General features: G+C 38.8%; 10 protein-coding genes. 6 read left to right on the forward strand and 4 right to left on the reverse strand.

Going from position 1 to position 13211, the window contains the following annotated elements:
• Nucleotides 1-112 precede the first annotated feature (112 nt).
• The gene (locus ACJJVX_RS14720) at nucleotides 113-1039 is read right to left on the reverse strand and encodes an electron transfer flavoprotein subunit alpha/FixB family protein (protein WP_054204634.1); all 927 of its coding nucleotides are present in this window, start codon (nucleotides 1037-1039) and stop codon (nucleotides 113-115) included.
• A complete protein-coding gene (locus ACJJVX_RS14725) occupies nucleotides 1040-1789 on the reverse strand; it encodes an electron transfer flavoprotein subunit beta/FixA family protein (RefSeq protein WP_405632096.1) in 750 nt (249 codons plus the stop codon).
• Between the two features lie 195 nt (nucleotides 1790-1984).
• Between ACJJVX_RS14725 and ACJJVX_RS14730 the strand changes: the two genes are divergently transcribed.
• The 6 genes from ACJJVX_RS14730 (at nucleotide 1985) to ACJJVX_RS14755 (ending at nucleotide 8643) form a co-directional block, all read left to right on the forward strand.
• Nucleotides 1985-3631: an electron transfer flavoprotein-ubiquinone oxidoreductase gene (locus tag ACJJVX_RS14730; RefSeq protein WP_405632098.1), complete on the forward strand. Its 1647-nt coding sequence runs from the start codon at nucleotides 1985-1987 to the stop codon at nucleotides 3629-3631.
• Between the two features lie 100 nt (nucleotides 3632-3731).
• A complete protein-coding gene (locus ACJJVX_RS14735) occupies nucleotides 3732-4205 on the forward strand; it encodes an acyl-CoA thioesterase (RefSeq protein ID WP_054204637.1) in 474 nt (157 codons plus the stop codon).
• Nucleotides 4206-4416: 211 nt separating this feature from the next.
• Nucleotides 4417-4989 carry an outer membrane beta-barrel protein gene (locus ACJJVX_RS14740; protein ID WP_054453020.1) on the forward strand — a complete coding sequence of 191 codons (573 nt, stop codon included), beginning with the start codon at nucleotides 4417-4419 and terminating at the stop codon, nucleotides 4987-4989.
• A 96-nt stretch (nucleotides 4990-5085) separates the two neighbouring features.
• A complete protein-coding gene (tsaA, locus tag ACJJVX_RS14745) occupies nucleotides 5086-5790 on the forward strand; it encodes a tRNA (N6-threonylcarbamoyladenosine(37)-N6)-methyltransferase TrmO (RefSeq protein WP_054204639.1) in 705 nt (234 codons plus the stop codon).
• Nucleotides 5791-5880: 90 nt separating this feature from the next.
• Nucleotides 5881-7605: a proline--tRNA ligase gene (locus ACJJVX_RS14750; RefSeq protein WP_054204640.1), complete on the forward strand. Its 1725-nt coding sequence runs from the start codon at nucleotides 5881-5883 to the stop codon at nucleotides 7603-7605.
• Between the two features lie 207 nt (nucleotides 7606-7812).
• Complete coding sequence (locus ACJJVX_RS14755) at nucleotides 7813-8643, forward strand: UDP-2,3-diacylglucosamine diphosphatase (protein WP_054204641.1); 831 nt, start codon at nucleotides 7813-7815, stop codon at nucleotides 8641-8643.
• On the opposite strand, the gene ACJJVX_RS14760 is transcribed toward ACJJVX_RS14755, so the two are convergent.
• Both ACJJVX_RS14760 and ACJJVX_RS14765 read right to left on the reverse strand, forming a co-directional pair.
• Complete coding sequence (locus ACJJVX_RS14760; RefSeq protein WP_054204642.1) at nucleotides 8640-11699, reverse strand: ATP-binding protein; 3060 nt, start codon at nucleotides 11697-11699, stop codon at nucleotides 8640-8642. The genes ACJJVX_RS14755 and ACJJVX_RS14760 overlap by 4 nt on opposite strands.
• A 282-nt stretch (nucleotides 11700-11981) precedes the next feature.
• Entirely contained in the window at nucleotides 11982-12758 is a 777-nt protein-coding gene (locus ACJJVX_RS14765) for a hypothetical protein (RefSeq protein WP_405632103.1), read from the reverse strand.
• Nucleotides 12759-13211: the final 453 nt, after the last annotated feature.

Consider the following 13211-nt stretch of genomic DNA (forward strand, 5'->3'; position numbering starts at 1 on the left):
AAAGCAATGAAAAGATATTTTAAAATGTGTTTTGAGGTGAATTCAGGTAAGCAAAATAAAAAAGCTGTGCGAGCATGAAAATAGTCACAACAGCTTTTAACAATCAGAGTTATTATAGCGCGCTTTCTAGCTCTGGTAGCACATCAAATAAATCAGCAACTAGGCCGTAATCTGCCACTTGGAAAATCGGTGCATCTGGATCTTTATTGATTGCAACAATCACTTTTGAATCTTTCATGCCTGCTAAGTGCTGAATTGCGCCGCTGATACCCACTGCAATATATAAGTTAGGCGCAACAATTTTACCCGTTTGACCTACTTGCATATCATTGGGTACAAAGCCCGCGTCAACCGCAGCACGCGATGCGCCAATAGCAGCACCAAGCTTATCAGCAATACCATGTAGTAATGAGAAGTTCTCACCGTTTTGCATGCCACGCCCACCTGATATAACCACTTGGGCAGCCGTTAACTCTGGACGTTCAGATTCGGTTTGTTCAACACTAACAAAAGAGCTCAATTGACTGCTAAATACCGCGTCAATAGCCGTAATATCGGCAGCTGTTTGCTCGCCTTGTAAATCAAAGCTGCTCGCACGAACCGTAATCACTTTTTTACTATCTAATGATTTAACTGTCGCAATTGCATTACCTGCATAAATTGGGCGTTTAAATGTGTCGCCATCAACTACGTCAATGATTTCTGAAATTTGCGCTACATCTAATAAGGCAGCAACACGTGGCATAAAGTTTTTACCCGTTGTTGTTGCACTCGCTACAAGGTGTGAATACTCCGGTGCAAGTGATAGCACTAAATCAGCGATATTTTCTGCTAATTGATGAGCATATTCACTGTTATCAGCAACTAATACGCCGTTTACACCCGCAATACTGGCAACCTCTTCACTCATTGGTGCTAAATTTTCACCCGCGATGAGTACATCAACAGCAAAACCAAGCTTTAAGGCCGCATTAATCGTTTTTGACGTTTCAGGCTTTAAAACACCATTGTCATGATCCGCAATAACTAATGTTTTCATTTAAATCACCTTCGCTTGTGTTTTTAATAAATCAACTAACTGAGCAACGTCGTCAACAATGATGCCACCACTTCGCTTTGCTGGTTCATGTACTTCAACAACGCTAATACGCGGTGTTAAATCTACACCTAAGCTATCAGCTGCAATGACATCTAGCGGCTTACGTTTTGCTTTCATAATATTCGGTAATGAAGCATAACGAGGTTCATTAAGGCGTAAATCAGTCGTCACTACAGCGGGTAATTTAAGTGCGACAGTTTGCAAACCACCATCGACCTCACGGGTTACATTTACTGTGCCATTGGCTACATCTACTTTAGATGCAAAAGTACCCTGCCCGCGCCCTGTTAACGCAGCAAGCATTTGTCCTGTTTGATTGTTATCTGAATCAATAGACTGTTTACCTAAAATAACCAGCTCTGGTGCTTCTTGCTCAACAATTTTAGCTAATAATTTAGCCACATGCAGAGATTCTAATTTTTCATCCGTTTCAATATGAATCGCTTTATCAGCTCCTAAAGCAAGCGCTGTACGTAATTGCTCTTGCGATGCTTTAGCACCAATTGTAACTGCAACAACCTCGGTTGCTATACCCGCTTCTTTTAAACGAATTGCTTCTTCAATTGCTATTTCACAAAATGGGTTCATCGCCATTTTTACATTAGTAAGATCAACGTCGCTATTATCTGCTTTGACACGTGCTTTCACGTTGTAGTCAATCACTCTTTTTATTGGTACGAGAACTTTCATAGGAACTCCATTTTAATTTAAACCTACAAGGTAACGTGTACGTCAACCTATTTATTTTATGAATTCAGACTACTTCCTGTTGACGTAAACGTCAACCTAAAATAACCTTAAACTATTCCTAACCTGTAACGTTTCATTTGCAAGTATGAAATTGCCATCGTAAAGGCACAGGTCCGTCACACAAAAGAGGTTAATATGGTCGAACGCGAAACCATGGAATTTGATGTCGTTATTGTCGGCGCTGGGCCTGCTGGCTTAGCTACCGCAATCCGATTAGCGCAACAAGCACAAGAAAAACAACAAGAGTGTACGATTTGCGTAGTTGAAAAAGGCTCAGAAGTGGGTGCCCATATTTTATCTGGTGCAATATTTGAGACCACTGCATTAGATGAGTTGCTGCCTAATTGGCAAGACCTTGACGCTCCCGTTACAACTAAAGTAACCAATGATGAGATTTATTGGTTTAATAATGACAATAAAGCAACTGCCATCCCTCATTTTGCGACCCCAAAAAGTTTTCATAACACGGGTAACTATATTGTCTCTATGGGCAATGTGTGTCGTTGGCTCGCTGAACAAGCTGAGAACTTAGGAGTGGAGGTTTTTCCAGGGTTTAGCGCTCATTCATTAATAATAGAAGACGATACTGTAAAAGGTATTGTTACTGGCGATATGGGACTTGATAAAGACGGCAACGAAAAAGATGGTTTTATGCCGGGTATGGAGCTTCGTGCAAAGTACACTGTATTTGCCGAGGGCTGCCGTGGCCATTTAGGCAAACAATTAATCAATCAATTTGCCCTTGATGCCGATGCATCACCACAACATTATGGTTTGGGCTTTAAAGAAATTTGGCAAATAGATCCTGCCAAACACAAGCAAGGTAACGTTGTTCACGGAACTGGTTGGCCGCTCGCTGGGGATACAAATGGCGGTGCGTTTATGTACCACAGTGAAAACAACCAAGTTGTAGTGGGGCTGATTGTTGATTTAAATTATTCAAATCCACATTTAAGTCCGTTTGATGAATTTCAACGTATGAAACATCATCCTGTTTTTAAAGATATTCTCCAAGGTGGTGAGCGAATTTCTTATGGTGCTCGCGCAATTGCAAAAGGTGGCCTGCATTCTTTACCTAAAATGCATTTCCCTGGTGGTTTACTTGTTGGCTGTGATGCTGGCACCTTAAACTTTGCAAAAATCAAAGGTAATCATACTGCAATGAAATCAGGCATGATTGCAGCTGAGGTTATTTTTAAAGCCTTGTGTAACGCACAGGCGCACTCTGATCTTACTGAGTATGCACAAGCCTTTGAGCAAAGCTGGGCCTATAAAGAGTTGCACCAATCTCGCAACTTTGGTCCTGCAATGCATAAACTCGGTAAGTTTATAGGAGGAGCTTATAACACCCTTGATCAAAATATGTTTGGTGGCGGCTTACCGTTTACTTTTAAAGATAACACACCAGATCACTGCACATTAGTTGATAAAAACCAAGCAGATAAAATTGACTACCCAAAACCTGATGCTGTACTTAGCTTTGATAAGTTGTCATCTGTGTTTTTATCAAACACTAACCATGAAGAATCTCAGCCGTGTCATTTACAACTAAAAAACAGCGCCATCCCTATTGACGTAAACCTTGTAAAATTTGACGAACCAGCACAGCGCTATTGTCCTGCGGGGGTTTATGAAGTGCAACAGGTTGACGGTAAAGATGAGTTTGTGATCAATTCACAAAATTGTGTGCATTGTAAAACCTGCGATATTAAAGATCCAAGCCAAAATATTACATGGGTAACCCCTGAAGGTGCTGGTGGGCCAAACTACCCCAATATGTAAATTATTTTAAATTTTGAACTAATCCTAAATTGCAGGGGGCTTCGGCCCCTTTTTTGCGCTATGCTCAATAATAACCGTCTAATAGTAAAGAGTAATATGTATGCCGTCGTCAAATGTAGTGTTTCGTTTTTTAGCTGAGCCCACCGATGTTAACTTTGGAGGAAAAGTCCACGGTGGTGTTGTCATGAAATGGATTGACCAAGCTGGGTATGCATGTGCCGCTGGTTGGAGTGGTCACTACTGCGTTACGGTGTCAGTGGCTGGTGTTAAATTTCGCCGCCCTATTCTTGTTGGTCAAATAGTTGAGGTAGAAGCTAAAATCGCTCATACGGGTAAAACAAGCATGCAAATCTTTATACAAGTGAGATGTGGTGATCCCAAAACACAAAATATGGTTGAAACAAATCACTGTGTTATTAGTTTCGTAGCCATGGATGAAACTGGCTACCCTGTTAATGTGCCAGAATACGTGGCAGTGAGTAGCGAAGAGAAACAACTTGAAAACTACGCAATAAAAATGAAAGAAATCGCCATTGAAACTGAGACCTTACTACACAAATGTGAGCCAGAATAATCACTAAGTAAAGTTTACATATCGCCATGAAAAGCTTTCCATGGCGAAACTGAACGCATGAATAAAAACACACCAACCTGCTGATAGATTAGACAAAAACACCATTTTTAGCTTTTAATTTAGCCAACTTCAAGCTGGCATAATCAATGCAATTATAAAAGAGACAAGTAACCACGGGTTATTTATTTTTATTTTATAAAGGAGCTATTTAATGATTAAAACACTTTCTCTTTCAGCACTTGCTTTAGCAACTCTTGGCTTTAACTCTGCAGCGCAGGCTGATGTTAACGAGATGGACTCACCACGTATTTATACTGGTATCGGCTACGGTCAATATTCTTTTCAATTTGAAGATTCAGAAAACGACATTGATTTTGACGATGACTCACAGATGCTCAAAGGCTACATTGGTACCCAATTTAATAAATATTTAAGTCTCGAACTTGCTTATCAAAATTTTGATGAAGTAAGTGACATAGACAGCTATGCCGAAGTAGATGGTATATCTCTCGCCGGACGCTTAGCAGCGCCAATTACTGAGAGCTTTTCAGTTTATGCTAAAGGCGGTTGGTTAGAGTGGGACGCAGAAGTAACCAGCGATATCCCTGCCCTTGGCGAAATTTCTGCTGAGCAAAGTGGAGGTGATGTATTTTACGGTGCGGGTTTAGAGTACGCATTTACAAGCAACGTGCAAGTTCGCTTAGAGTATGAACGCTATAAATTAGAAGACGATATTGATACTGATATGGATGTCGCATCTTTTTCAGTGCAATACATGTTCTAACATTTTTTATAAACTCCCCTTGTTTAAGGCAGCTTCAGGCTGCCTTTTTTAGTATGAACAGGTAGAATGGCGTATCTTCAACAGTCATTGAGTTTCATGAACGATTTTCAACTAACGGCCATTGGCCATATACAATCTCCCTATAAACAGAAGTTTGCTATTCCTCGCCAACCTCGTTTAGTGCCACAAGCCAAAGCAAAGCTTGTGTTTGCTGCTGATTTTAACCGTGAAGAATTTGTTCGTGGCTTAGATGAGTTTAGCCATATTTGGTTACTCTTTCGTTTTCATGAAACCGCTGATAAAGGTTACTCTGCGATGGTTAGACCGCCACGCTTAGGAGGCAATGAGCGTAAAGGTGTGTTTGCAACACGTGCGACCTTTAGACCCAATGCCATTGGTATGAGCGCAGTAAAGCTCGAAGGCATTGAATATAAAAATGGTCAATTATGCTTATTGTTAGCGGGCATTGATTTACTTGATGGCACACCAATTTTAGATATAAAACCTTATTTACCCTATTCTGATGCTATGGTCGATGCAACCGCAGGCTTTGCTGATACTCGCCCAGAAACGCAAATGACCGTTGAATTTAGCTCATCAGTACTCGAGTTTATCAAACAGCAGACCGACTACCCTGATTTACACGACTTTATCAATAATGTCCTTAAGCAAGACCCTCGCCCTGCTTACAAAAAACAAAAAGAGGGTGAACAAAGTTATGGGATGACCTTGTATGATTTTAATATCCGTTGGCAGGTTAACGGCGAACATAACTACGTCACTAGCATAGAAAAAAACTAGAAAAACACACTTAGCGCTTTAGTGTAAAAGCAACCACTGCTAAACTGAGTGCCTTATTGAAATAATAATTTTATAACTATCGGAATAAACATGCGTACCAGTCAATATATTCTCGCAACACTTAAAGAAACGCCTTCAGATGCTGAAATTGTATCGCATCAATTAATGTTAAGAGCGGGTATGATCCGTCGCGTCGCGTCGGGCCTATATACTTGGTTACCCTCTGGTTTACGCGTGTTACGTAAAGTAGAAAACATCGTGCGCGAAGAAATGGATAAAGCAGGCGCTATCGAAATGCTAATGCCTGTGATTCAGCCTGCTGATTTATGGGAAGAGTCGGGTCGTTGGGATCAGTTTGGCCCAGAGTTAGTCCGCTTTACAGATCGCCATAATCGAACGTTTGCATTAGGCCCAACTCACGAAGAAGTGATCACTGATTTTGTTCGTAAAGAGATCAACTCTTACAAGCAACTACCTATCACTTTGTATCAAGTACAAACAAAAGTACGTGATGAACGTCGCCCTCGCTTTGGTGTAATGCGCGCACGTGAATTCACCATGAAAGACGCATACTCGTTCCACTTAAGTGATGAATGTTTAGATGCAACTTACCAAGCGATGCACAAAGCATACTGTAATATTTTTGAACGCTTAAACCTAGATTACCGCCCAGTTATTGCTGACACAGGGTCGATTGGTGGTAGTGTATCGCATGAGTTTCATGTATTGGCTGAGTCTGGTGAAGATGCGATTGCATTTAGTGATGCCAGTGACTACGCTGCGAACATTGAAAAAGCAGAAGCACTCGCACCAAGTGAAGCTCGCCCTGCACCGAGCAAAGAATTAAAAGCATTCCCTACGCCAGATGCAAAAACTATTGATGAGCTTAAAAAGCATTACGGTGTAAAACCACATCGTGGTGTTAAAACGCTGATTGTATATGGCGCACCAAATGAAGAAGGCCAACGAGGCTTGGTTGCTTTAGTTGTGCGAGGTGATCATGATCTTAATGAACTTAAAGCAGAGAAACACCCATTAGTCGATGCGCCTCTCGAGATGGCAAAAGAAGCTGATATTATTGCCGCTGTAGGTGCAAAACCTGGTTCTTTAGGACCTGTAGGTTTATCTATGCCAATTATTATTGACCGCACAGCCAATGTGATGGCTGACTTTGTTGCAGGCGCTAATAAAGACGACGAGCATTACAGTGGCATAAACTGGGATCGCGATGTAACAGATTACCTAGTTGCTGACTTACGTAACATTGTTGAAGGTGACGCCAGCCCTTGTGGTCAAGGTAACTTACAAATCAAGCGCGGCATTGAAGTTGGTCATATCTTCCAACTTGGGACTAAGTACTCAGAAGCAATGAAAGCCGGTGTATTAAGCGAAACAGGTAAAAACCAAATAATGACCATGGGTTGTTACGGTATTGGCGTGTCTCGTATCGTCGCTGCTGCTATTGAGCAAAATAATGACCAATACGGTATTATTTGGCCTCAGCCTATTGCGCCATTTGACATTGCTATTGTGCCAATGAATATGCACAAATCTCATCGTATTCCTGATATTGCTAATAATCTTTATGAAGGGTTAAAAGCAGCAGGGTTAGAGGTGTTATTTGATGATCGTAAAGAACGCCCTGGTGTGATGTTCAACGATATGGAATTATTGGGTGTGCCTTTCACATTGGTTATTGGCGAACGTAACCTTGATGAAAACAAAGTAGAACTTAAAAATCGCCGTACTGGCGAAAAGCTAATGATTGATATTGATACCGCTGTAGAAGCAATTAAAACTGCGATGAACGTTTAATTTAACGTCAATCTAGTTGAATATAAAAGCCGCTTTATGCGGCTTTTTTGTTCCCTGCTTTTTATCATCACACTGCTTTTTTCATTGCAAGCATATGCTCTGTTATTCTGAGCTCGATACTAAGTGTCATAGATGTTTCGTTAAACTGTCGCGTTAACGTCATCAAATTTACCTAACGTAGTTATTATTACACTATCAATAACGACTATGACTAATAACAACACAAGTGATAAACAATACTTTCCCGCAGTATGGATCTCAGATGTACACCTGGGCTATAAAGATTGCAGAGCTGATTACCTACTCGATTTTTTAAACAGCATTGAATGCGATACCCTCTATTTAGTAGGCGACATAATTGATCTTTGGTCTATGAAGCGCAACTTTTATTGGCACTCAAGCCATTACCAAGTTTTAACATGCATTCAAGAAAAAGCATCTCAAGGCACGCGTGTTATCTATATTCCCGGCAATCATGATGAAACATTCAGGCAATATATAAACAACAGCTTATTCGGTATTGAAGTACACCAGCAATATATTCATACCACAAAAGCTAATAAGCGCTTTTTGCTTGTCCATGGTGATGATTTTGACTCTGCCACTCGCTACAACAAGCTAATAAGTATTGCAGGTGATGCGGGTTATGATTTTTTACTTTTTTTAAATCGCTGGACGAACCGTATTCGCCGGCTGTTTGGTCAGAACTACTGGTCACTTGCAGCGTGGATAAAAGCCCGCGTTCATAAAGCACGAGAAGCAATAGAAGCTTTTGAAAATGCAGCTATTCATGAAGCGAAAAAACAAGGTGTTGATGGAATTATTTGTGGTCATATCCATCACCCTGAAATTAAAGTAGTTGATGGGATTGTGTATTGCAACGATGGCGATTGGATAGAAAGCTGCACAGCACTGGTAGAGCAAGCATGTGGAAGGATTGAACTGCTACATTGGAGTGATACCAAAAAAGTGCTTAACTCAGCAGATGAATCATCACACAGCCGAGTTAAAAATAAGGAGCAAAAATCGGCTGCTTAATTAAGCAGCCACATCGCTAACTTGTTTTTCAAGGTTTTTGGTTTAATAGGCTTAGTAATGTAATCATTCATACCCGCTGAAATACACCGTTCCCTATCCCCTGCCATTGCACTGGCTGTCATAGCAATAATCGGGATATGGCGATAGACAATGCCGGCTTTATTATTTCGGATCTCACTTGTCGTATCATAACCATTAAGATTAGGCATTTGACAATCCATTAAAATAACATCAAATGGCTGTTGTTGGTGCGCTTGTAATGCTTCGAGTGCTTCCACACCATCGCTTGCACACGTAATACTGACCTGGGTTCGTTTTAAAATGGCTTTAGCAACTTCGATATTGATCATATTATCATCCACCAGCAAGACTTTGTATCGAGAGAGATCAACATGAACCTCGCCTTCAGAATCAGCTTTCTGGGAAGGAAGTAAAAAGCTATTACTTGCACCAAATATACTTGCCAGCTTATAGCTAAACTGATCTTGTGTTAGCGGCTTATTAAGCATGTGGCAGTTTTCAGGAAAGCTCGCTTTATCAGCCTTACTTAATAATAAATCACGCAAAATTAACATATACTTTTTATTTTGCTGTTCGCATAAAGCGATTAATTTATCGAGCAGTGGGTGCTCGTTATCAATCACCATGAGGTCGACATTGAACGTATCGTACTCTTCTAGATAATCAAAACGTTGTATGTTATTTAAATCAACTTTACAGTTTTTGACAAGTAAATTGGTAATATTTTGAAACACACTCTCTTTCGCAATTAGCACGCCTACTTGAATATCTGCGGCTAATTCAATAGGGGTATTTAATTTTTTCTCGGGTGCAACATGAAGATCTACATAGGCAGTAAAGCAGCTGCCTTTGCCTTTTTTACTGGTTACACTTATATCTCCGCCCATTAGTTGCGCTAGTTTTTTACAAATCGATAAACCAAGCCCTGTACCACCAAAGTGTCGAGTAGTACTTGTATCTTCTTGAGTAAATACATCAAATAATTTATCTATATTTTCTTGCGCAATACCTATGCCAGTATCCTGAATAGAAAAACTCATACGTAGTTTATCTTCAGTTAGGTATTTACAATCAAGTGTTAAACTTACTTCGCCTTGGTGGGTAAATTTAAAAGCATTATTTAATAAATTGATCAAAATTTGTTTTAAACGATGGCTATCCCCAACAAGCATTCGATCCATGACTTTATCGGTATTTAATAACACTTCGAGCCCTTTTCTCTGGCCCTGTATCGCCATTGAAGTGATCATATCACTGCAAACAGTAATCACATCAAAGCTATGATTATCAATATCAAGCTTACCCGCTTCAATCTTAGAAAAATCAAGAATGTCGTTTATAAGTGTCATTAATGAATTAGCACTACTATTTGCAAAGCTTAAATACTGTAGCTGCACGTCACTTAATGGGTCTTCTTTAAGCATTTCTAGCATCCCCAACACACCATTCATTGGCGTGCGGATCTCATGGGAAATATTCGCCACAAAATCACTTTTAGCTTGGCTGGCTGCAAGCGCTTCTTCTATCGCACTTTCAAGCTCCACTGTACGCTGTGATACTTTTAACTCTAGTGTCTCGTTTAATAATTCAAGCTCGCTCTGAGTTTGCTTCAAAGAATTAATATTTCTCAAAATCGCCGCTATTTGATTTCGCTGAGTGAACACATCAAAAACACAGGTTAAAGTAACAGAATAAAAGTGCCGGATGTTATCAGTATCTATATATACAGCTTCAAATGGTGGTTTTGCTCCTTCGTTGATAGTTTCACTTAAACTGTGCTTATCTTTATTTTTTAATTCAAATAACTGCGTAAAATTCGTTTCATTTAATAGTAAATCAAAGCTTTGCAACGCTGTTTTATTTGCATTACTGATCACACCATTTTCTTCTACAGTGACGATTGAATCTAGTGAGTTCTCAATGATTTTATTATTCTGTTCTTTCAATGAGTGAATTTCTAACTTACGGTTAATGTAACGTTGATAAAACAAGACCATAAACAATAATACTGAAAACAGTGAAAAAACCACTAAAATGAAACTCTCACGCCTATTTGCAATTTCTTTTAGTAATACCGAAGTGTCAATTGACACTACAAGCTCTAAAGGCAACATGCTAATATCGTTACTATCAAATGCAATGCGTTGCTTGAGGTAATACTGATTTGGTAAACCACTCATAGCCAAAGTATCTTGCATACTGATATCTTGGCTTTCATTGAAAACAGTTGACCATGTTATATCTTGACCAAATTCAAACCCAAATGTCAGATCTGACTGCGGGTGCGATAAAAACTGATTTTGATTGTTTAAAAGATAGATATCTACCCCATCAGGAAGACTAAAAATCAAACTATCAAAGAGTTCTTCTGCAAAGTAATTTGTAACAAGTACTGCAAAAACAAACCCTTCCTTATTAAACACAGGTTTAGCTACCCTATAAGTACTTACATAGGGAACTTGGATCTCTCCGTTTTCTCGGTTGTAGTCAATGGGTGATATATAAACAGAGTTTTGATCTAACATACTGGCTTTAAGCATATAATCTCGCTGGCCCTTATGCTGTAATTGCTCACCTTCTATACGTCTTATAACACCATCTAAATCTCTGTCTACTCTTACAACCTCTTGGCCATCATTGGCTAAAGTTATGTACCTTGCCTGTAATAAATACTCGTCTGTATTCATAAAACCACTGAAAATCCCAGCCAGACGTGTCTGCCATACTTCAATGGGTGTATTTAGAAGCGGATCTATAAAATTATTATCTGTTGCTCTACTAATACCTGAAATGGGCGGTGTGGCATTTAAAAAACGAATAGACGTAACACTACTTTTTAACTGTCTTTTTAAAGATAAGCTTTTTGTACTCAATTCTTGATTGAGGTTAGTTTGAGCTGTGCGGTAAACATCTTGTCTAACTTTAAGCTCGAATATATATAAAGCAGAGATCGCGATAATGCTAAAGACGAGCAGCGCTAATAAAGATATTTTATTGCTGCGAAAAAGATGACTAATTGAAGATTGGAAGTGCATTAATATTGCCATATAGCTTTTCAAATACAGGTTATAGTATAGAGCAAGTAGAATATGAATTTTTTAAAATTTTTAAAATTTGTACTATTTAAGAGAATAAAGAGTAAATTACTTAATACCATACCAACATCAAAATCCCACGTTCCTAAATAAACGTTTTTATGATCCGACATGTAGCTTGTTTCGATTTGACTCTGAATTTTACAGTCTCTAAAAATTGTGGTTCACAAAAACCGATAAGTGAACCGAGATCACTACAGCCGCACTACCATAGGCAATTTATTATTTGAAGCGCTGTGATAAGCTTTCTAAAAATTGGATTGCAGAATGAGTCATATCTGCCTGAATAATCCCTGCTTTGATTTGCAGTTCACTCTCATCAATAAATTTAGAATCAACAGACTTTAGGTTTATATCATAGTCATATGTTTTTATTTGGACAGGAAGAACAGCATGTTGATAACTCACTCTGCGAATAACTTCAGAAAGTGGCTGCTCTAGAATAGCAACAAAGGCTTGGCCAAATTTGCGATCTTCTTTGGCTCTTGAAAGTAACCAGTCATATTGTTTTTGACTCATATACTTATTAGGCAGCTCAAGGTACTGAATTTCATGATCAACATCACCTTCAAACTTTCCAACTAATTTATTGTTTCCTACTTTTTCATAACGTATAAATTCACTTTCATCATTGATAGGATCAATACTCATTTCAAATATCTGTTCTGCCGATATATTAGTGATTTGTGCAGCCATTTCTTTGCGTGCATCTTCTGCTCTTTGGTTAGTAACATTGTAGTCAAGTAAGTAAGCTCGCTGGGTTTTATGCTCAATAACATATTGACCTTTCCACTTTACAGTCATCTCAGTAAGCTTTTCATCTTTTAGCTGGTAATCGGTGCGTAAGTAGGTGTCGTTAACCTTGATTGTAATATCAGCAAAATGCTCGCCGCCCTTAATCACTTCGTATTTTACTGTTAAGTTATTGCTATTAGCTATCGTTTGACTGCTTATCAACAAGAAGAAAAAAATAGCGACTAGTTTAATATTTTTTTGCACCTTAACGTATATCCTTATTTATAAATTGCTTATTTTATATTCTAATTTTAATTAAAACACACTAAAATTAATTTTTCAGTAAATTATCCATATACCACTTGCCATCTTTTAAGCCAAAACGGCATTTGTTATAAACTGTGCGCTGATCTTTAAACCTTTTATCATTGGCATCAAATTTATAATATATAAATGCTTGCTCTGTATATCCCCACTTTTTATACGTTTCTTTAACAACGCTATACTCAGTATTTTCAGAGTAGTTAACAAGCTTTGATTCAACAAGACGAAAGTTTTTATGCCATCGTACTCTTTTGCGTAGTATTTTTTATGTGCCCTATCAACATGTTTGGTGATCGCTTTATCTGCATTGGGATATGATCAACAGGTGTAAAAAGTTGCTTACTTAAATAACTGTTCATCTTTATTTTTTACTATTTCTACTGCTTTAAGGCA

The organism is Pseudoalteromonas sp. Ld20, from assembly GCF_045064175.1.
GTDB classification, from domain to species: Bacteria; Pseudomonadota; Gammaproteobacteria; order Enterobacterales; family Alteromonadaceae; genus Pseudoalteromonas; species Pseudoalteromonas neustonica.

What these genes read in the sequence shown, in the direction of transcription:
- ACJJVX_RS14755 (WP_054204641.1), top strand. Translation starts at nt 7,813, where the DNA reads ATGACTAATAACAACACAAGTGATAAACAATACTTTCCCGCAGTATGG.
- tsaA (WP_054204639.1), top strand. Translation starts at nt 5,086, where the DNA reads ATGAACGATTTTCAACTAACGGCCATTGGCCATATACAATCTCCCTAT.
- ACJJVX_RS14725 (WP_405632096.1), bottom strand. Translation starts at nt 1,789, where the DNA reads ATGAAAGTTCTCGTACCAATAAAAAGAGTGATTGACTACAACGTGAAA.
- ACJJVX_RS14740 (WP_054453020.1), top strand. Translation starts at nt 4,417, where the DNA reads ATGATTAAAACACTTTCTCTTTCAGCACTTGCTTTAGCAACTCTTGGC.
- ACJJVX_RS14735 (WP_054204637.1), top strand. Translation starts at nt 3,732, where the DNA reads ATGCCGTCGTCAAATGTAGTGTTTCGTTTTTTAGCTGAGCCCACCGAT.
- ACJJVX_RS14720 (WP_054204634.1), bottom strand. Translation starts at nt 1,039, where the DNA reads ATGAAAACATTAGTTATTGCGGATCATGACAATGGTGTTTTAAAGCCT.
- ACJJVX_RS14760 (WP_054204642.1), bottom strand. Translation starts at nt 11,699, where the DNA reads ATGCACTTCCAATCTTCAATTAGTCATCTTTTTCGCAGCAATAAAATA.
- ACJJVX_RS14730 (WP_405632098.1), top strand. Translation starts at nt 1,985, where the DNA reads ATGGTCGAACGCGAAACCATGGAATTTGATGTCGTTATTGTCGGCGCT.
- ACJJVX_RS14750 (WP_054204640.1), top strand. Translation starts at nt 5,881, where the DNA reads ATGCGTACCAGTCAATATATTCTCGCAACACTTAAAGAAACGCCTTCA.